Source organism: Streptococcus sp. HMSC072D05 (assembly GCF_001815805.1).
Classification (GTDB): domain Bacteria; phylum Bacillota; class Bacilli; order Lactobacillales; family Streptococcaceae; genus Streptococcus.
On the sequence record NZ_KV822038.1, the window covers coordinates 614,094 to 635,010 of the forward strand.

The window sequence follows — 20,917 nt, forward strand, 5'->3', positions numbered from 1 at the left end:
TAATTGATTTAACTGAATCTTATAAGTCAAATTCAGGACTAATTTCTTCTACATCTATAATTTAATTCTGATTAGCTCCATTTGATTATTATTACTATTCCTGAATCAAACGTCCATCCCCTAAACCTTCTTGAGTTGAAAAAGAAAGTTAATTTTTAGAGACAAGTAGTTTCCTTGCCTTTCTTAATGATTCTATGTTCGTCTTAAAGTTTACTTAATATTCTCTAACAATCTCATAACAATAATACTAATCATATTTTAAACTATTATAGCAAAATAAACTATATAAGACTAGATAGTACTAGCCTTATATAGTTTATTTAATAATTAGTTACGAATTATTTATCTGTCTTACTTTATACTTTTTCCAAGGCTAAACGCAAATCTTCAATCAAATCCTCTACATTTTCAAGACCGATAGACAAGCGGATTTGGTTTGGTGTGACACCTGCTGCTTCTAGATCTTTTTCTGACAACTGACCGTGAGTGGTTGTCGCAGGATGGACAACAAGAGATTTGGCATCTGCAACGTTTGCAAGGTCAGAGAAGATTTCCAAATTATCAATGACCTTGCGTGCTTCTGTCTCTCCACCTTTGACATGGAAGGTAAAGATTGAACCAACACCTTTTGGCAAATATTTCTCAGCCAAGGCATGATATGGACTGTCAGCAAGTTTTGGATAGTTGACTTTTTCTACCTTAGGATGGTTGACAAGGAAATCAACAATTTTCTCTGCATTTTGCACATGACGTTCAACACGAAGAGAGAGAGTTTCAAGCCCTTGGAGCAAGAGAAAGGCATTAAATGGTGACAAGGCAGCACCTGTATCACGAAGCAATTGAACACGAACAGCGATAATAAAGGCTGCAGCACCCACGTCACGAGTATAGCTCAAGTTATGGTAGCTTGGGTCTTCCTCAACAAATTGAGGGAACTTCCCTGAAGCTGCCCAGTCAAAACGACCGCTATCGACAATCACTCCTCCAATAGTCGTACCATGTCCACCGATAAACTTAGTCGCTGAGTGGACTGAAATATCGACACCGTGAGAGAAAACGTTAATCAAATATGGTGTGGCAAAAGTATTGTCAGAAACGAGAGGAATCTGGTGTTTATGCGCAATCTCAGCCAATTTTTCCAAGTCAGGAATGTTAATCAAGGGATTCCCTAAGGTTTCAATCAAGACAAGTTTGGTATTGTCACCGATAGCTGCTTCTACTTCCTCCAAATTATCCACATCGACAAAGGTGGTTGTGATTCCATAACGAGGAAGGGTTTCTTTCAAGAGATTGAAAGTCCCACCGTAAATAGTTGACGCAGCCACCACATGGTCACCCGCATGAGCAAGGGCAAGAATTGTATAAGTAAGTGCAGCCATACCAGATGCTGTCGCTAGTGCTCCAACACCACCTTCAAGAGCAGCGATTCTTTCCTCAAAGGCTGCTGTTGTAGGATTTGTGATACGAGTATAGATATTGCCTGGTTTTCTCAAAGCAAACAAATCTGCACCCTCCTGCGTGTCATCAAAAACGAAGGATGTTGTTTGATAAATCGGTACTGCACGAGACTTGGTCGCTGGATCAACGACTTGCCCTGCATGCAATTGTAGGGTTTCAAATTTAAAATCACGAGTCATAAGACGACCTCCAAATAGCTTCATTAGGTATATTGTATCATCTTGGGTTAGCCTTTTCCAATACAGTTTTTCTATATTTTGATATAAGGAACAACTATGACTAGTCATACACATCAAACAAAAAAGCACGATTAACTCGTGCTCATTTCTTTAATCGACATAAGTATCTTCGTTTTTATTGAGGAAGGCGTATGGTAAGCCCATCAAGAGACCTCCTCCGATAAAGTTTCCGACAAAGGTTATACCCCAGTGACGAAGGATGTTCGGAATGTCAAAGTTTGCGATAGAATCAGCTGCAACACTAAACTTAACAATCGCAAAAGAAGCAAAGTTCGCAGCAATGTGTTCGTTTGTTAAGAATACAAACATGTAAATCGCTGATAAGACAAGCCAAAGTTTGGCGCCACCGTCTTTCACCAAAACGAATGAAAGAATGGCAATGTTTACAAAGATATTGGCTAAAATACCTTCAAGCAAGACTAGCTCATTGGAACGACCTAACTTCATCTCAACACCCCCTGAAATGAAGCTATCATGTGTTAGATTTGCATAGGCTGCTGAGTGGGCAAAGCCCCAACCTGCTATCAAAGCTCCGATAAGGTTGAATAAGGTACAGTATAGTAAAATCTCAGCTGTTTTTCTCCATGAGATTTTTTTCAAGAAACTACCAGCTGTCAAAAACATCATATTTGAAGTTACTAGCTCAGCATTCAAGAAAACAATGTAGGCCAATCCCCAAGCAAAAACGAATGGGAAGAGGAAGCGTCCACTGCCTGGTGCGATCTTATTAATCAAGTCAGCCCCAACTGCACCCGCAGCCGTACTAAATGTTAGAAAAGCACCTGCAAACATGGAACGAATCGCATACTTAAACTTACTTTGGCTATAAAGACTTTCTTTCTTCTTACAAGCAAATTCAATCTTTGAAATAAATTCTGAAGAGACCATAAAAAACTCCTAAACTTTTATTTGTGATAATTATAACATAATTCTTGTTTTCTAGAAAGCGTTTTCTGTAAAATTCTAAAATATTTATTTAAAAATCTTTATCCTAAGCCTTCTTATCCTTTTTCACAAGAACTATTTTGAACCTATTTGTTGACATAAAAAACCAGTGAAATAGCACTTCACTGGTTCATTCATTCTTAATAACGTTGTCTATACGGTTGATTAAAGGCCTTCAAAATATCCTCAGAAGTCTCAGAATAAGCTTTTGATTCTTTAAAGATTCCTTTGACGATTATACGTTCAGTCGCATTATAATCAACACAAGTAACCAAAGTAATCTCCTTTACGCCATCACGATCTTCGATTTCATCTACACGGTCTGGTGTAACACGTTTAACTTCTGTAATCTCATAAGTATAAACTTTATCCTTATCCGTCAGGTAAATTTTCATACCTGCTTTGGCATTGACCAAAGGTGAGAAGAGCATTTGACTGGCATTTTCAGCAGTAAAGATATGGTGACTGGCTAGAGAATAGTTCCCTTCTCCCATTTTTTGGTCAGGTTTCATGGTCCCTGCTCCATAGAACAAGTTTACATTATCCAAACCTTTGAAAATAGGCAGGTTGATTTCTACTTCAGGAATAGCAATGCCACCGATAACTGGAAGCTTTTGGGCATCCCATTGAGAAGCCAATACAGCTTCAGATGAAATAGACTTAACAGAGTCAAAATCAAAATTTCCCTCGGATTTTAAATTTTCATCTATATTTTCCTTAGTGACTTGATTGACTTGGTATTTATTGGTATTCCAGATCAAAAAGATATCGCGAATCTTTGAATTAAAAATCAAGGCTAGGGAAAGAAGAATTAAGAAACCCGCTAAAATATTGATAAATAGATTTCTGCGCTTATTTTTCTTACTCTTTTTATTTTTCGTTTTTTTATGAGACATTATTCTGCACCTTCTGTTTCAATTTCAGTCCCAACTTCTTCTTTTTCTGCCGCAGCAACCGTTGTAAAGGTCACAATCTTGGCATCTTGGTCTAGACGCATCACCTTAACTCCCATAGTTGAGCGTCCTGTTTGTGAAATATTGGCAACGTTTGTTCGAATCATGACCCCTGTATCCGTGATAATCATCAGGTCTTCATCCCCCTTAACAGTGAGGAGACCTGCCAGAGGACCATTCTTCTCAGCAACATTGGCTGTCTTCATCCCTTTACCGCCACGGCCTTTAGTAGGGTATTCAGTAGCAAGTGTACGTTTACCATAACCTTTTTCAGTGATGATAAGGACCTCATCCTGATCAGTGATGACACTAGCACCAACTACAGTATCTCCTTCACGAAGGTTAACTCCTCGGACACCTGTCGCGATACGGCTCATGCCACGAACAGCTGACTGATTAAAGCGAACAGAATAACCAAACTTGGTACCAATGATGATATCGGTATCTTCTTCTGTCAGCAAGACATTGATTAATTCATCCTCATCCTTGAGATTCAAGGCTTTAAGTCCATTTTGACGAATATTAGCGAACTCTTTAACACTGGTTCTCTTCACAATACCGTAACGAGTTGTAAAGAAGAGATAGGCGTCATCACTACGTTCAGACTCAACATTGATGATGGTCTGAATGCTCTCACCTTCGTCCAACTTCAAAAGATTGACAACTGGCAAGCCCTTAGCGGTACGACCGTATTCAGGGATTTCATAACCTTTTAGTCGGTATACGCGTCCTTTATTAGTAAAGAAAAGCAAATGATCATGGGTGCTGGTCGAAACCAACTCACGTACAAAGTCATCATCCTTTACACCCGTACCTTGAACTCCACGACCACCACGTTTTTGAGCAGTAAACTCACCTTGGTCCAGACGTTTGATATAGCCCTTGTTAGATAGGGTAATCAAAACATCCGTTTCTTCAATCAAATCTTCATCTTCAAGAGTTAAGACTTCTCCGATCATCAACTCCGTACGACGCTTGTCACCAAACTTGCGTTTGACTTCGTCCAATTCTTCTTTGATAATTTGCGCCACACGCTCAGGTTTGGCAAGAATATCAGCCAAATCTGCAATCAAGGCAATCAATTCATCATATTCAGACTGAATCTTATCACGTTCCAATCCTGTCAAACGACGAAGACGCATATCAAGGATAGCTTGACTTTGACGTTCAGAAAGCTTGAACTTGCTCATCAACTCAGCTTGCGCTTCCGCATCTGTTTCACTGGCACGAATGATACGAATCACTTCGTCGATATGGTCAAGTGCAATTAAAAGACCCTCTAAGATGTGCGCACGCGCCTCTGCCTTTCCTTGTCAAAACGAGTACGACGAACGACCACTTCTTTTTGGTGCTCGATATAAGCATCCAAAATTTGACGAAGGGACAAGATTTTTGGCACACCATTTTGAATCGCCAACATGTTGAAACCAAAGTTGGTTTGCATCTGGGTCATCTTGAAGAGGTTGTTAAGGATAACGTTGGCAGACGCGTCGCGTTTAACCTCGATTACAAAGCGAACGCCTTCACCATTGGACTCATCACGTACAGCTGTAATTCCCTCAATTCGTTTTTCCTGAACCAAGCGAACAATATGCTCATGTACCTTGGTTTTATTAACCATATAAGGGAATTCCGTTACAACAATACGCTCACGACCCGTCTTAGTGGTTTCAATCTCTGTACGAGAACGAAGGACAATAGAACCTTTACCGGTCTCATAAGCTTTGTGGATCCCTGATTTCCCCATGACAAGAGCACCAGTTGGAAAATCTGGACCAGGCAAGACTTCCATCAAGTCCTTAGTCGTCACTTCAGGATTGTCCATAACCAACTTCACTGCATCAATGGTTTCACCCAAGTTGTGAGGTGGAATATTGGTTGCCATCCCAACAGCGATACCAGTTGCCCCATTGACCAAAAGGTTTGGAAAACGAGCTGGCAAAACCAAGGGTTCACGTTCGTTAGCATCGTAGTTATCTACGAAATCAACTGTGTTTTTATTGATATCACGAAGCATTTCAAGAGCAATCTTGCTCATACGTGCCTCAGTGTACCGTTGCGCGGCAGCACCATCCCCGTCCATAGAACCAAAGTTTCCATGCCCATCAACAAGCATGTAACGGTAGCTCCACCACTGGGCCATACGAACCATGGCTTCGTAAATAGAGGAATCTCCGTGCGGGTGGTATTTACCCATAACATCCCCTGTAATACGGGCTGATTTTTTATGAGGTTTGTCTGGTGTAACACCTAGTTCATTCATTCCGTAAAGAATACGACGGTGAACAGGTTTTAAGCCATCTCGAACATCAGGAAGGGCCCGCGCGACGATAACGCTCATGGCGTAGTCGATAAAGCTGGTCTTCATCTCCTTTGTCAGATTGACATTCACTAAATTTCTATCCTGCATTCATAAATGCCTCATTTCACTATTAGTAATTAGATATATTATACCATAATTTGTCCTTCATTTCAGCCTTTGGAAATCGCTAAAACGTTTACATCGATAACCGAATAGAATATTCGTGACAAAGCTTTTTAAAAGTGATAGAATGAAAGTGTCTGGGGATTCCCCTAAAAAAATGAAGGAGATGTTTAGATAATGACTTCAACTAAACAACACAAAAAAGTGATCCTTGTTGGTGACGGTGCCGTAGGTTCATCTTACGCTTTCGCACTTGTTAACCAAGGAATTGCACAAGAGCTTGGAATTATCGAAATTCCTCAATTACACGAAAAAGCTGTAGGTGATGCGCTTGATCTTAGCCACGCCCTTGCCTTCACTTCACCTAAAAAAATCTACGCTGCACAATACGCTGACTGTGCAGACGCTGACCTTGTTGTTATCACTGCAGGTGCTCCTCAAAAACCAGGTGAAACTCGTCTTGACCTTGTAGGTAAAAACTTGGCTATCAACAAATCAATCGTAACACAAGTTGTTGAATCAGGTTTTGATGGTATCTTCCTTGTTGCAGCTAACCCAGTTGACGTTTTGACTTACTCAACTTGGAAATTCTCTGGATTCCCTAAAGAACGTGTTATCGGTTCAGGTACTTCACTTGACTCAGCACGTTTCCGTCAAGCACTTGCTGAAAAATTGGATGTTGATGCTCGTTCAGTTCACGCCTACATCATGGGTGAACACGGAGATTCTGAATTTGCGGTTTGGTCACACGCTAACATCGCTGGTGTAAACCTTGAAGAATTCCTTAAAGACACTCAAAACGTTCAAGAATCTGAATTGATTGAATTGTTCGAAGGAGTTCGTGACGCTGCCTACACAATCATCAACAAAAAAGGAGCTACATACTACGGTATAGCTGTAGCACTTGCTCGTATCACAAAAGCAATCCTTGATGACGAAAATGCAGTACTTCCACTTTCAGTCTTCCAAGAAGGTCAATACGGTGTTAAAAACGTCTTTATCGGTCAACCAGCTGTTGTTGGTGCGCACGGTATCGTTCGTCCAGTAAACATCCCATTGAATGATGCTGAAACTCAAAAAATGCAAGCATCAGCTAAAGAATTGCAAGCTATCATTGATGAAGCATGGAAAAACCCTGAATTCCAAGCAGCTTCTAAAAACTAATGAAAAGAAGGTTCTCATACGTGAGAACCTTTTTCTTTTTTTTGCCCCAAAAATACCCCAAAACAACAAAAAAAGCCTATCGACCAAGCAATGAAGCTTGATACAATAGGCTTTTTTAAATTCATTATTTAACAGCGTCTTTAAGAGCTTTACCAGCTTTGAATGCTGGAACTTTAGAAGCTGCGATTTTGATTTCTTTACCAGTTTGTGGGTTGCGACCTTTACGTGCAGCACGCTCACGAACTTCAAAGTTACCGAAACCGATCAATTGAACTTTTTCTCCAGCTGCAAGGTATTCAGTTACTGCTGCAAATACAGCGTCAACTGCTGCTGCTGAATCTTTCTTAGTCAATTCTGTAGCTTCTGCTACTTTAGCGATCAAATCTTGTTTGTTTGCCATGTTAACAAATCCTCCAAATAATTTCTAATTAACAAATATAATCATATCCTAAAATCGACTATAGGTCAAGTCAAAAACACTATTTTGACCATTTTTTCTCTATTTTTTTAGGAATTGTAGCGAATTAGAATCGCCCAAGCATTCTCTCCAGTATGAGTTTGAATAATAGAGCCAGTTTCCAATACAGATATTGGCTTCTCAACATAAGGTTGTAATAATGCCTTCATCTCATTCGCCCATTCGTTCGTTCCAGCGTAGGAAATTCCAATCTCAGCAACTGATTTTTTGGAAAGAGTCTCGGTTAATTCCTCAAGCCACTTTTTGAAAGTTTTCGCTCCACGTCCTTTGACGATTGGTTGGAGTTCGTGGTTTTTCATCTGCATTACTACACGAATATTCAAGAGTGAGCTTAGTAATCCTGTCACACGTCCAATACGACCACCCTTAACTAAGTTTTCTAGCGTCGAAACACCGATATAGAGTTCTGTATGATTTTTGACGTCCTCTACATGAGCTAAGATCGTTTCTAAATCTTTACCTTCTTTAGCAAGTTTTGCGGCTTCAACAACTTGGAACTTCATTGCTTGATCTGTAAAAGAACTATCAATAACCGTTACATCAGCAGTTGAGAGGCTTGCCCCTTGGCGAGCAGCTTCTACAGTTCCAGACAAGGCATGGGACATGTGAATGGCGATAATTTGACTGCCATCTTTACCTAGTTCTTCAAAGACCTCAGCAAACACTCCTACAGGTGGCTGGCTTGTTTTAGGCAGATTCTTACTTTGTTGCATAAGATGAAGGAATTCTCCCTCTTTCAAATCTGCATCCGAATAAAGCACACTATCAATCATAACTGATAGAGGGACAACAGTGATATTTAATTCTTTAACTACTTCTGGTTCGATAGTAACAGAAGAGTCCGTTACAATTTTTACTTGTGTCATAATTCAATCTTTCTATTCTTCTCGATAGGATTGGGATTTTCTCCTTTATTATATCAAAAAAATGATAAAAAATCATAAGTGATCCGATGAAAAGAACTGAATTTTTGGTATAATCTATCTATAGAAAAGTGAGGAACAGCCATGATTCGAAAACTTCAACCGATTATCACTATTATTTTTGGAGCTGCTATCTATGCCTTCGGTCTTACTTACTTTGTTGTTCCTTATCATTTATTTGAGGGAGGGGCGACAGGTATTACCTTGATTACCTACTATCTTTTTAAGATTCCTGTCTCATTGATGAACCTCTTGATTAATATCCCTTTATTTATCCTGGCTTGGAAGATATTTGGACCTAAGACCCTCTACTCCAGCCTTCTAGGATCTATTTCACTTTCCATTTGGCTAGCAATCTTTGAGCGCATTCCTTTGCATATCGACTTGCAAGGAGATCTCATCATTGTCGCTTTAGTCTCAGGAGTCTTACTAGGGGTTGGTTTAGGAATTATCTTTAATGCTGGTGGAACCACTGGTGGCTCTGATATCGTTGCCCGTATCCTCAACAAATACACCAATATTTCGATTGGTAAATTGCTCTTTGGGATTGACTTTTTTATCCTAATGTTGATTTTGATTATCTTCCAGGACCTTCGTCTAGTTACCTATACCCTCTTATTTGACTTTATCATCGCTCGTGTTATTGACTTGATCGGTGAAGGGGGTTATGCTGGTAAAGGATTTATGATTATTACCCAATATCCTGATCAATTGGCCAAAGAGATTAACGATGAACTCGGACGTGGCGTTACCTTTATATCTGGTCAAGGCTACTACAGCAAAAAGGATTTAAAAATCATCTACTGTATCGTAGGTCGGAACGAAATCGTTAAAATGAAAGATATGATTCACAAAATCGACCCTCAAGCCTTTATCACTATCACTGAGGCTCATGAAATTCTGGGTGAAGGATTTACTTATGTGAAAGATTAAAAAAGCTGGGAATTCCCAGCTTTTATTCTTCTTCTGCGAGGGTTGAATGGCGGAACCCATAAGTAAAGTAAATGACTAGACCAACTAGAAGAGCAATGCCAAAGGCGATCCAGGTATCTAGACTATATTGAAGCATAAAGGAAACACAGATAAGAATGGAAAGAATTGGCAAAAGTGGCACCAAGGGTGTTTTAAACTCTCCCTCTTTTGGCATACCCTTATCCTTTCTGAGTTTTATTATTCCATAGGCTAGCAAAATGAGATAAGCTAGCGTACAAATATTTAAGAAGGCTGCAATACTGGCTAGAGGAAAGACTCCTGCAGCAATGGCTGAAGCAACTCCTGTTAAGAGGGTCGCATTTTTAGGAACTCGACTAGTCTTGCTTAATTGTTTGAAACTTTGAGGTAAAAGTCCATCACGTGCTAAGCTATAAATCATCCGAGACAAAGCATAAGTCATGGAGATACATACGGTTATCAGGGTTAGAATGGCTACAAGTGAAACATAATTTGCCGCCCAGCCGATACCAATACTCCGTAATGAAAATGCTACTGCATCGTCCACATTGAGCTTACTGTAGTGAACAATCCCTGTCAATACTAAGGTTACCAAAGCATAGAGAATGGTGACGATTGTCAGAGAAAGGACAATTCCGCGAGGAATATTTTTTTGCGGGCTTTGGATTTCATCAACTGCCATGGAAATAGACTCAAATCCGAGAAATCCAAAGAACATCAAAGATGCACCTGCCATAATCCCAGTGCTTCCTCCATAAATCTGGCCAAAGCCAAAAGGAGCAAAATTCGACCAATTTTCAGGTTTGATGTACCAAATACCAACTAGGATAAACAGGGCGAGAGCAGAGAATTTCAAGACTACTAAAAGCGAATTAAAGCGCAAGGCTGCCTTTGAATTCAATAAGACTACTCCTGTTACCAAAGCAAGCACCAAAATAGGTAAAAGGTCAATATAGGTACCTTGTTCAGGGTTAAAAGTGCCATTTAAGGCTTGGGGCATGGAGATCCCATAATTACTGAGTAAGCCCTTAAAGTAAGCTGCCCAGCCAGACGCCACACCCGATATAGCCGTCATGAATTCCATGATGGTCAACCAACCGGCAATCCAGGCTGGCAATTCTCCTAGAATCGCATAGAGGTAACTATAAGCACCACCAGTTGCAGGCACACGAGAGGCAAATTCTGCGAAAAAGAGGGCAGATAGAGAAACACACAGGGCAGAAATCACAATGGAAATCACTAGTGATGGACCAGCTAGGGTGGCTGCTGCTGTTCCTGTAATGGTGAAAATCCCCGTCCCCACCATAGCACCAATTCCTAAAAGAATCAAATCCCACAATTTCAAATGGCGATGCATCTCTGTCTGTCTCAGACTAATATCCTTGGTTCTAAAAATATTCATTCTTCATCTCCACTAAATGTAATTGTTTTATTTTACCATATAAAAGCAGTTTTGTGAATATTTATTAGGTTCTTTTTTAAAAAAATTCTGAACAGAAAGGATTCCTGTTCAGAATTTGCATTTTTACCCAGTAATTCTTTCAATTAGTTACTCATCAAGCGATTAAGCTCAACAGTATACTCCATTGAAAGTTTTTGGGGATTTGGGATTTTTTAAACTTCAAAGTAAGGGAAGGGACGGTCACTATCTAAAGGACGATTTGGAACTTCTTGTTCCAAAATAGCGCGCCAACCAGATACCAATTCTTCAAAAGTCAGTTGTGCTTCTGGAGAAGCTGTTGTCAGCTTCCGACCAAACCAAGCCATGGTTGCAGTTTCAAACTGAAGCATAGCGTACTGGATTACTGGTACATTTGCCTCTTCATAATTTTCATTTACTGCACGCGCTACTTCTGTCGCTTGCGGAAGGAGTTGATTGCTGATTTTATCAACAACAGTCGCATCCATCTCTCTCCATGAAAGAAGTTGACCATTTACCTGATAAAAGAGCTCAAAGGTTTCTTGATTTTCCTTGAAATTAGCAAGAACAAAAGCACGTTCTACTGTCTCAGGACCACCAGCAGCTTTTACAGCGTTTATCAAGAGGTTTTGTTCCATTTGTCTCCAATAATCATCTGCTTCTTCTGCTAAATCAATTGTAAAAGGTGGAACAATTTCCTCGACAGGAATTTCACCTTTATTCGCTTTTTCAACATTACCAAATAATTTTTTTAAGAATCCCATTTGCTTCTCCTTTTTGGATTTATCCGACTGAACCTTCCATTTCATAACTAATCAAGCGGTTCAGCTCAACTGCATATTCCATTGGAAGTTCTTTTGTGAAGGGCTCGACAAATCCCATGACAATCATCTCGGTTGCCTCAGATTCTGATAAACCACGACTCATGAGGTAATAGAGTTGTTCCTCTGAAATCTTAGATACTTTGGCTTCGTGCTCCAAAGCAACTTGCGAGTTGTGAATTTCATTAAATGGAATAGTATCTGATGCTGATAAGTCATCCATGATAATGGTATCACACTCGATGTGAGAAACAGATTTCTTAGAGTTCTTGTTAAAGGTTACTTGTCCACGGTAGTCCACCTTGCCTCCGCCTTTAGCGATGGATTTAGACACGATAGAGGAGCTTGTGTGTGGAGCGTTATGGATCATCTTGGCACCCGTATCTTGGTGTTGACCAGCATTAGCAAAGGCGATCGAAAGCATGGTACCACGGGCCCCTTCTCCATCCAGATAAACAGATGGGTATTTCATGGTTGTTTTAGCACCCAAGTTCCCATCAATCCACTCAACAGTCGCATCTTTCAATGCTTTGGCACGTTTTGTTACTAGGTTATAAACGTTATCTGACCAGTTTTGGATAGTTGTATAGCGCATATAAGCTCCGTCCAAGGCAAAGATTTCTACAATGGCAGCGTGCAAGCTGTTGCTAGAATAAGTTGGTGCTGTACATCCTTCTACGTAATGGACGCTTGCTCCCTCATCAACGATAATCAAGGTACGTTCGAACTGACCTGTATTTTCGTTGTTGATACGGAAGTAGGTTTGAAGTGGAATATCTACCTTGACACCTTTTGGCACATAGATAAAGGTTCCACCAGACCATACTGCCGAGTTAAGGGCTGCCAACTTGTTATCTGTCGGCGGTACCAACTTAGCAAAGTATTGTTTAAACAAGTCTGGGTATTCCTTGAGGGCAGAATCCGTATCTGTAAAGATAATACCCAATTTCTGGAACTCTTCCTTCATGTTGTGGTATACCACTTCTGACTCGTACTGGGCAGAGGCACCAGCTAGATAAGCACGCTCAGCTTCAGGAATCCCGATACGTTCAAAGGTTTCTTTGATTTTTTCAGGAACTTCATCCCAAGAACGGGCAGGTTTATCAGAAGGTTTTTGGTAGTAGATCAAGTCATCAAAATCAATCTCTGACAAGTCTGCTCCCCAGGTTTGCATAGGCATTTTTTTGAAGGTTTCATAAGACTTCAAACGGAATTCTAACATCCACTCAGGTTCTCCCTTAGCAGCTGATAATTCGCGAATGACTTCTTCGTTCAATCCTTTTCCTGTCGATAGGACAGGCTCTACATCGTCATGGAAACCAAATTTATATTCACCAAGGTCAATTGGTTTTGGTTCTACTCTTTCTTCAGCCATAATATCCTTTCTTTCATTATATATTTCTATGTTTCTTATTTATCTTCTTGATTTTCAATTGTTTTCTTAAGGGCATTCCAAGCCAGGGTTGCACATTTGATCCGTTGCGGAAATTTAGCAACACCTGATAAGAAAGCTGCATCGCCAAGTTGGTCTTGACGCTCATCTTTTTGCCCTTGAACCATTTCAGAAAAAATGGTTGCAAGTTCTAGAATTTCTTGCTTGGTTTTTCCTAAAACGGCATCTGTCATCATACTAGCAGAAGCAGTTGAAATCGTGCATCCTGAATTTAGAAAAGCAATATCTTCCAAACGGTTCTCTCCATCAAACTTGACAGAGAGGTTGATAACATCCCCACAGGTTGGATTATTGAGACTGATTTGCTCAGCATCTTCCAGCTTCCCTTGGCGATGTGGATTTTTCGAATGGTCTGCCACCACTGCCATATAAAGGCTATCTAGTTTAGAAAGTGCCATTGAAAAACTCCTTTGTCTTTTGTAGGGCATCGACTAGTTTGTCACAATCTGCCTTGGTATTGTAGATATAAAAACTTGCACGAGCTGTTGCTGGGACTTCTAAATACTGAAGCAAGGGTTGGGCGCAATGGTGACCAGCACGAACAGCCACTCCTTCATAATCCAGAGCCGTCGCAAGATCGTGGGGATGAAGATCACCTAGGTTAAAGGCAATGACACCCGAACGTTGAGCCAAGTCCTGCGAACCATAAATGGTCAAACCTTCAATGGCCTGCAATTTTGGATAGACGTATGCAATCAATTCCTGTTCATGAGATTCAATGGCATCCATACCAATCTTTTCCAGATAATCCACTGCTGCAGCAAGTCCAATAGCACCTGCCATATTTGGCGTTCCAGCCTCAAATTTCCAAGGCAATTCCTTCCAACTAGCAGATTGCTCATAGACGAAATCAATCATCTCACCACCAAATTCAACTGGAGACATTTGTTCCAGATACTTTTCTTTACCGTAAAGCACACCGATGCCAGTCGGACCAGCCATCTTGTGACCTGAAAAGGCAAAGAAGTCCACATCCAAGTCCTGGACATCAATCTTCATATGTGGCGTAGACTGAGCACCATCCACCACCATGATAGCTCCAACTTGGTGGGCCAATTGCGTGATTTCTTTGATAGGATTAACCACACCAAGGACATTAGAGGCGTGAGCTAGGGAGACAAACTTGACTTTATCAGTCAATTTAGCGCGCAAGTCATCCATATCCAGAGCTCCGTCCTTGAGATAAACATAGACAAGCTCTGCCCCAGTCTTGCGACAAGCTTCCTGCCATGGAATGATATTGGAATGGTGTTCCATGACAGAAATCAAAACTTGATCTCCCTCAGTCAGGATTTCCTCAGCAAAGCGAGCTACCCAGTTAAGGCTGGTTGTCGTTCCTCTGGTAAAGAGAACTTCCTTTGTAGAGCCTGCATTGATAAACTTACGAATGGTTTCACGAGCAGCTTCATAAGAAGCTGTTGCTCGCTCAGCCAAGGTATGAACACCACGGTGAACATTGGCATTGTCCTGCTCATAGTAGCGGTTGATTGTTTCCAGAACTGCTAGTGGTTTTTGTGTCGTCGCAGCATTGTCCAGATAGACCAGAGGTTCATCGTTGACAATCTGGTCTAAAATTGGAAAATCCTCGCGAATCGCTTCTACATCTAACATAGGCTTCCCCTTAGCGTTTTGACAATTTTTCTTCGATGGTTGCAATCATTTCTTCACGAACTTCTTTGACTGGAATCTCAACAATTACGGAGCCAAGGAAACCACGAACAACCAAGCGTTCTGCAGTTGCCTTATCCAAGCCACGACTCATGAGATAGTACATATCTTCTGGATCAACTTGTCCGATAGAAGCCGCGTGACCTGCAGTAACATCATTTTCATCAATCAAAAGAATTGGGTTGGCATCGGAACGCGCTTGGTCTGAAAGCATGAGAACTCGACTTTCTTGTTGGGCATCTGCTCCCTTAGCGCCTTTGATGATGTGACCGATACCGTTGAAGGTCAAAGTTGCTTTTTCAAGGATAACCCCATGTTGGAGGATATTTCCGATAGAGTTGCAACCATAGTTAGTCACTCGAGTATCAATCCCTTGAACCTGACGGCCACTTGAAAGAGCAACAACCTTAAGGTCTGCATGGCTACCATTTCCAATCAAATCACTATCAAAGTCAGCAACAACATTTCCTTCGTTCATGACACCGATAGCCCAGTCAATACTTGCATCGTTACCTAATTTACCTCGGCGGCTAATGTAGGCTGTGACGTTCTCACCTAGACGGTCAATCGCAGCAAACTTCACTTGCGCGCCTGAACGAGCAATCACTTCTACTGTGATATTAGCAGTTGCTTTGGCACTACCTTGGCCACGAGACTCAAGACGTTCAAGGTAGCTAATCTTACTATTCTTACCAGCGATGATGAGGATATGTTTGTTAAATGGCACATCGCTATCGCTATCTTGATAGAAAATTCCTTCGATTGGTTCAGCAATCTCAACATTATCAGGGATGTAGAGAACAGCACCACTGTTAAAATAAGCTGTGTGGTAGGCTGCCAACTTGTCATCGTCATACTTAACAGATGACATGAAGAATTCCTCGATAAGTTCGGGAATTTCTTCTAAAGCTGAGTGGAAGTCTGTAAAGATTACTCCTTGTTCAGCCAATTCAACTGGAGTTTGTTCAAAAACAGTCTGCGTTCCTACTTGCACCAACTTCAAGTGATTATCTAGAGCCGTGAAGTCAGGAACATTTGCTGAAGGTTCACTTTCTGTGATGGTTCCATCTCCCAGATTCCAACGGTGAAATTTGACACGCTCGATAACTGGTAATTCCAAACTCTCAATCTTATCAAAAGCTTTTTGACGGAGGTCAGCCAACCAGCTTGGTTCAGCGTGCATTTCTGAAAAAAGTTTAATATTCTCTTTAGTCATTTACTTCTCCTAAAAGATACGAGGGAATTACAATTCTTCCTTGTAGTCGTAGCCAAGTTCTTCAGCTAGTTTTGCGTATCCTTCACGTTCCAAACGGGCAGCCAATTCTGGACCACCAGAAAGGACCACACGACCTTCCATCATCACGTGAACCACGTCTGGTGTGATGTAGTTCAAAAGACGTTGGTAGTGAGTGATGATCATAGCACCAAAGCCTTCGCCGCGCATAGCATTGACACCTTTCGATACGACTTTAAGGGCGTCAATATCAAGACCTGAGTCAATCTCATCCAAAAGAGCAAAAGTTGGTTCCAACATCAAAAGTTGAAGAATTTCATTACGTTTTTTCTCACCACCAGAGAAACCTTCGTTGAGGTAACGCTCTGCCATTTCTTCTTTCATGTTGAGCAATTCCATTTTCTCGTCTAGTTTAGTGATGAACTCACGAACTGAAATCTTTTCATCATCTTCTTTACCAGCATTCATAGCTGCACGAAGAAATTCAGCATTGGTAATGCCTGGAATTTCAGATGGGTATTGCATAGCAAGGAAAAGTCCCATACGCGCACGCTCGTCCACTTCCAACTCAAGGATGTTTACGCCATCAAACAAGACCTCACCTTTAGTAACTTCATAGTTAGGGTTCCCCATGATAGCGGCAGAAAGAGTCGATTTACCAGTACCATTTGGTCCCATGATAGCTGCGATTTCTCCTGTTTTCAGAGTCAGATTGACCCCTTTCAAAATTTCTTTTCCTTCAATCTCAACGTGAAGATCTTTGATCTCTAATACTGACATGATAGTTCCTTTCTTTTTCTGGCCTACTTCCTTTATCATTAGAGAAATCACTTACATTTCTCTAAAAAATACAAGAAAAGGTCCATAAATATACTCTACTAGTATAACAAAAAAAAGCCTAAAAGGCTTTGATTTTGTTTAGAAGCTAGTGACTAATCCTTGCGGTTTAGGTGCTGATCAATGGCGTCTACTATTTTTCCCATTACATAACTTAACCTAAAATTTCGAAAAAGTAGAATGGCCCAAAAGGCTGCCATGAAATAGCGACCAGTCATCCAAGCTTCATTGAAAAAATAAGTCTCAGCAGCAGTAAATAGTGCTATCACGATAAATTGTTGTCTAGTCATAGGATTATTGTACCATGAAATCCACTTTTAGTCTTCTTCGACCATGACTTTATCAGCCAGAAATTCGAATCCTTCTGGAATTAGACTTTCTTCTTCTACCTCTTGATCTGCTTGAGAAGACTTGTTTTTAGCTGAAAATGCTGCACGAACCTCTTTCCATTCCTCTAGGGAAATTGCCAGGATTTCAGGTGAAAATCCAGCCGCCTGGCTGAGAATATTGCCAAACATGGTATTGAGGTTATCCCGTTTCATGGTTTGCCCTGCATTGAAATTAGACTCAAAAGCTAAAATTGCATGGTGTTCGTTGGCTGCAACTGGTTGAGAACCAACAAGCAGAGCCTTATCAGGACCAGCTAAGCTTTCGATCACTTCCCCCCACGCATTCTGTAGGCGAATCAAGTTTTGCCGTGCCAAATCAGGATTTTCAACAGCTTCTTGTAGGATAGCCTGAACTTTATTACGGTCTACTCGATAGACAGTCTTGGAAGTGGTTGGACGGCTAGGGACTGGCGTCACTTGTTTAGGAACTGTTCCAACATTAGCAAGTTCTTGCTTGAGACGAGCGACTTCCTGTCTCAGTGCAGAAATTTCACTTTCGACAGCTCCTGAAAGCACTGGTTCAGGCTTAATCTCCGCTAAACGAATAGTCATCATCTCAGCATAAATCTTAGGTTGTAGGCTTGCTTTCATATCCGCCAAGCTCACAGTCGCTATTCGAATCATTTCAAAGAGACTTTCCTGAGAAAGAGCTAGATTGTCCATAAAAACTGGACTATGATGAGTATTTTCGCCACCTGTCTGAACAACTAGTAGATCACGCAAGTACTGTAAAAGATCCGTCACAAAACGAGTCATGCTCTTGCCATTTTCAAACAAAAGATTCAAAGAATCAAGAGCTTTTGAAACATCCTGCTGAGACAAGGCGGCTACATAGTCATCAAGCGCTGATAGACTAATGGTGCCTGTAATCTCCTCAGAGATAGCTGTAGTTAAAGCATTCCCTTGAGTCAAACTCAAGGCTTGGTCCAGAATAGACAAGGCATCCCGCATTCCACCTTCAGCTCGTCTGGCAATAATTTCTACAGCATCTGGTTCAGAACTGATATTTTCTTTTTCTAAAATATGATGAATATGTGCCGTAATATCTTGCGTTCGAATCGACTTAAACTCAAAACGTTGGACACGCGATAAAATAGTTGCTGGAATCTTGTGCAATTCAGTGGTCGCCAAGATAAAGACAACATTTTGAGTTGGTTCTTCTAGCGTCTTTAAAAGCGCATTAAAAGCTCCTGTAGATAGCATATGAACCTCGTCTATGATATAGACCTTATAACGTGCCAAACTAGGTGCATAGGTGGATTTATCACGAATTTCTCGGATTTCATCAACTCCGTTATTCGAAGCTGCATCCATTTCGATAACATCTTCTAAGCTACCTTCTGTCACAGCCTGACAGATATAGCAGTTATTACATGGTTCTCCGTCCACTTGGTTCGGACAGTTCATAGCCTTGGCAAAAATCTTGGCTACACTGGTCTTCCCAGTTCCACGAGGTCCTGAGAAAAGATAAGCATGACTAATCTTTTCCTGCTCGACCGCTTGTTTTAGGGTTTTAGCCACAACCTCTTGGCCTACCAGTTGTGAAAAAGTCTGGCTTCTATATTTTCGATAAAGTGCTTGATACATTAGGCTTTCTCCTCAAACATCGTAAAGTCCCATTCTGTCTTCTCAAGCAAAATAGCGACAAATTGTTCCAAGTAATCACGGTCAACGGCATTGTAATCATCAATAAGTGAAGAATCTAGGTCTAAGACACCCAGCAATCGACCATTCTTGAGCATGGGAACCACGATTTCACTCTTTGCCATACTATCACAAGAAATGTAGTTTGGATAGGTGCTCACATCGCCAACCAAAACAGTCTCTTGAAACTCAGCAGCTTCTCCACACACGCCTTTCCCAAGCGGAATGCGAATACAAGAAACACCACCCTGAAAAGGCCCTAAAACCAACTCGCTACCATCAAACAGATAAAATCCTGCAAATACAGTATTCGGAAAGCGAGATTTTAGGAGGGAACTAGCATTCGAAAGATTGGCAAGAACATTGCTCTCACCTTCAAGTAAATAAGAGAGTTCCTCATTTAAAAATTGATATTGTGATTGTTTTTCTGAATCTAACATAGAACTATTATATCAAAAATGAGAAAGAGACAAAAGAAAAATCCCTTGTTTTAAACAAAGGATTTTGTGATTATCAATTTGATTAAAGTTCGATATCACCGAACAAATCAGCCATTGAGAATCCTGTTTGTGTTTCTGGAAGTTCGAAATCACGTTTTTCTTGACGTTTTGGACGACGTGGACGAGCAGCACGTTTTTCTTCTTTTTGTCCTTCTTCTTGAGCTGGACGTTCTTCAAGAGCTTTGATAGAAAGAGATACGCGTTCTGCGTCAGCGTTAACATCAAGTACTTTAACAGTAACTTCTTGACCAACAGTAAGAGCTTCTTTTGGATTTTCGATACGTTTGTGTGAAATTTGTGATACATGAACAAGTCCATCGATACCTGGCAATACTTCAACAAATGCACCGAAGTCAGTCAAACGTTTAACTGTTCCTTCTACTACATCACCTTTAGCCAATTTTTGCTCAACGCCATCCCATGGTCCAGGTGTTGTTGCTTTAAGTGAAAGTGATACGCGTCCTTCTTCTTCGTTAAGATCAAGGATCTTCACTTCGATTTCTTCACCAACAGTTACAACTGATTTAGGTGATACGTTACGTTCGTGTGACAATTCAGTCAAGTGAACCAATCCATCAACTCCACCAAGGTCGATGAAAGCACCAAAGCTAGTGATACGAGCAACTTTACCAGTTACGACATCACCAACAGCCAATTTACCGAATACTTCAGCACGAGCTGCTGCAGTAGCTGCTTCAACAACTTCACGACGTGAAAGGATGAAACGGTTTTCTTTAGGATCAACTTCTTTGATTTTAGCATCAAATTCTTGGCCTACGAAACGCTCAGTGTTACGTACGAAACGAGTATCCAACATTGAAGCTGGGATAAATCCACGAACACCTTCAAATTCTACTGCAAGTCCACCTTTAACGGCACGAGTTCCTTTAACAGTAACAACTTCTTCTTCGCGTCCTACAAGTTTGTCCCATGCTTTGCGAGCTTCAAGGCGTTTTTTAGATACAAGGTATGTAACTGTATCAGTATCTTTACCAACTACTTGACGAAGTACAAGAACATCCAATACTTCTCCTACTTTCACAAAGTCATTGATATCTGCATCGCGATCGTTTGTCAATTCGCGAAGAGTCAAGACACCTTCAACACCAGTCCCAGAGATTGCAACGTTAGCTTGAGTCGCATCAACTGTCAATACTTCAGCACTAACAACATCACCAGGCTCAACTTGGCTAACGCTATTTAGCAAATCTTCAAATTCGTTCATCTAAAAAATCCTCCAACAATCAAGTTTTTCCAAACTTGACATACTTATAATTTTTTTCCTAAGCACCCGCAAAGACATGTTCATATCGTTCACGTCTTTCAATTATAAAAATAAAATACCCTAAGATATTTTTCTTTTTATCTTGAATTTATTACCTAAGAACTGGGGTAGCTGGATTCGAACCAACGCA

General features: G+C 40.8%; 18 protein-coding genes and 1 pseudogene. 2 read left to right on the forward strand and 17 right to left on the reverse strand.

Annotated features, from left to right (window positions below):
* Positions 1–356 precede the first annotated feature (356 nt).
* The 4 genes and pseudogenes from HMPREF3057_RS08820 to gyrA all read right to left on the reverse strand — a co-directional run bounded on the left by HMPREF3057_RS08820 (position 357) and on the right by gyrA (position 6,005).
* A complete protein-coding gene (locus HMPREF3057_RS08820; RefSeq protein ID WP_000196304.1) occupies positions 357–1,637 on the reverse strand; it encodes an O-acetylhomoserine aminocarboxypropyltransferase/cysteine synthase family protein in 1,281 nt (426 codons plus the stop codon).
* Between the two features lie 150 nt (positions 1,638–1,787).
* Positions 1,788–2,585, reverse strand: a complete 798-nt coding sequence (locus tag HMPREF3057_RS08825; RefSeq protein ID WP_000254779.1) for a formate/nitrite transporter family protein — start codon at positions 2,583–2,585, stop codon at positions 1,788–1,790.
* Positions 2,586–2,782: 197 nt separating this feature from the next.
* On the reverse strand, positions 2,783–3,538 hold the full coding sequence (locus HMPREF3057_RS08830; RefSeq protein ID WP_070697273.1) for a class A sortase: 756 nt from the start codon (positions 3,536–3,538) through the stop codon (positions 2,783–2,785).
* A pseudogene (gene gyrA, locus HMPREF3057_RS08835) lies at positions 3,538–6,005 on the reverse strand (DNA gyrase subunit A). The gene HMPREF3057_RS08830 and the pseudogene gyrA overlap by 1 nt, the downstream one beginning before the upstream one ends.
* A gap of 192 nt (positions 6,006–6,197) precedes the next feature.
* On the opposite strand from gyrA, the gene HMPREF3057_RS08840 reads away from it, so the two are divergent.
* On the forward strand, positions 6,198–7,184 hold the full coding sequence (locus HMPREF3057_RS08840; protein ID WP_000204719.1) for an L-lactate dehydrogenase: 987 nt from the start codon (positions 6,198–6,200) through the stop codon (positions 7,182–7,184).
* 124 nt (positions 7,185–7,308) lie between these two features.
* Here HMPREF3057_RS08840 and HMPREF3057_RS08845 read toward each other — a convergent pair whose 3' ends face one another.
* Entirely contained in the window at positions 7,309–7,584 is a 276-nt protein-coding gene (locus HMPREF3057_RS08845) for an HU family DNA-binding protein (protein WP_001284636.1), read from the reverse strand.
* 107 nt (positions 7,585–7,691) lie between these two features.
* The gene (locus tag HMPREF3057_RS08850) at positions 7,692–8,528 is read right to left on the reverse strand and encodes a DegV family protein (protein WP_070697275.1); all 837 of its coding nucleotides are present in this window, start codon (positions 8,526–8,528) and stop codon (positions 7,692–7,694) included.
* Between the two features lie 141 nt (positions 8,529–8,669).
* On the opposite strand from HMPREF3057_RS08850, the gene HMPREF3057_RS08855 reads away from it, so the two are divergent.
* Complete coding sequence (locus tag HMPREF3057_RS08855; protein WP_070567545.1) at positions 8,670–9,518, forward strand: YitT family protein; 849 nt, start codon at positions 8,670–8,672, stop codon at positions 9,516–9,518.
* A gap of 22 nt (positions 9,519–9,540) precedes the next feature.
* Here the strand turns inward: HMPREF3057_RS08855 and HMPREF3057_RS08860 are convergent, their stop codons facing one another.
* The 11 genes from HMPREF3057_RS08860 to rpsA all read right to left on the reverse strand — a co-directional run bounded on the left by HMPREF3057_RS08860 (position 9,541) and on the right by rpsA (position 20,727).
* Positions 9,541–10,938, reverse strand: coding sequence for an APC family permease (locus HMPREF3057_RS08860; RefSeq protein ID WP_070697277.1), 1,398 nt, complete (start codon positions 10,936–10,938; stop codon positions 9,541–9,543).
* Between the two features lie 212 nt (positions 10,939–11,150).
* On the reverse strand, positions 11,151–11,720 hold the full coding sequence (locus HMPREF3057_RS08865; RefSeq protein WP_070697279.1) for a hypothetical protein: 570 nt from the start codon (positions 11,718–11,720) through the stop codon (positions 11,151–11,153).
* Positions 11,721–11,739: 19 nt separating this feature from the next.
* The gene (sufB, locus tag HMPREF3057_RS08870; protein ID WP_000797057.1) at positions 11,740–13,152 is read right to left on the reverse strand and encodes a Fe-S cluster assembly protein SufB; all 1,413 of its coding nucleotides are present in this window, start codon (positions 13,150–13,152) and stop codon (positions 11,740–11,742) included.
* 35 nt (positions 13,153–13,187) lie between these two features.
* Positions 13,188–13,628, reverse strand: a complete 441-nt coding sequence (sufU, locus tag HMPREF3057_RS08875) for a Fe-S cluster assembly sulfur transfer protein SufU (RefSeq protein ID WP_049479371.1) — start codon at positions 13,626–13,628, stop codon at positions 13,188–13,190.
* Positions 13,615–14,841 carry a cysteine desulfurase gene (locus tag HMPREF3057_RS08880; RefSeq protein WP_049479372.1) on the reverse strand — a complete coding sequence of 409 codons (1,227 nt, stop codon included), beginning with the start codon at positions 14,839–14,841 and terminating at the stop codon, positions 13,615–13,617. Before HMPREF3057_RS08880 ends, sufU begins: the two co-directional genes overlap by 14 nt.
* A gap of 10 nt (positions 14,842–14,851) precedes the next feature.
* Entirely contained in the window at positions 14,852–16,114 is a 1,263-nt protein-coding gene (gene sufD, locus HMPREF3057_RS08885) for a Fe-S cluster assembly protein SufD (RefSeq protein WP_049479373.1), read from the reverse strand.
* A 27-nt stretch (positions 16,115–16,141) separates the two neighbouring features.
* A complete protein-coding gene (gene sufC / locus HMPREF3057_RS08890) occupies positions 16,142–16,912 on the reverse strand; it encodes a Fe-S cluster assembly ATPase SufC (RefSeq protein WP_000114489.1) in 771 nt (256 codons plus the stop codon).
* A 152-nt stretch (positions 16,913–17,064) separates the two neighbouring features.
* Positions 17,065–17,259 (reverse strand): DUF3272 family protein, encoded by a 195-nt coding sequence (locus tag HMPREF3057_RS08895; RefSeq protein ID WP_000198269.1) that lies wholly within the window; start codon positions 17,257–17,259, stop codon positions 17,065–17,067.
* A 27-nt stretch (positions 17,260–17,286) separates the two neighbouring features.
* Positions 17,287–18,945, reverse strand: coding sequence for a DNA polymerase III subunit gamma/tau (dnaX, locus tag HMPREF3057_RS08900; protein WP_070697281.1), 1,659 nt, complete (start codon positions 18,943–18,945; stop codon positions 17,287–17,289).
* Positions 18,945–19,442: a GAF domain-containing protein gene (locus tag HMPREF3057_RS08905; RefSeq protein ID WP_070697284.1), complete on the reverse strand. Its 498-nt coding sequence runs from the start codon at positions 19,440–19,442 to the stop codon at positions 18,945–18,947. The genes dnaX and HMPREF3057_RS08905 overlap by 1 nt, the downstream gene beginning before the upstream one ends.
* Before the next feature lie 82 nt (positions 19,443–19,524).
* Entirely contained in the window at positions 19,525–20,727 is a 1,203-nt protein-coding gene (gene rpsA, locus HMPREF3057_RS08910; RefSeq protein ID WP_049479376.1) for a 30S ribosomal protein S1, read from the reverse strand.
* Positions 20,728–20,917 lie beyond the last annotated feature (190 nt).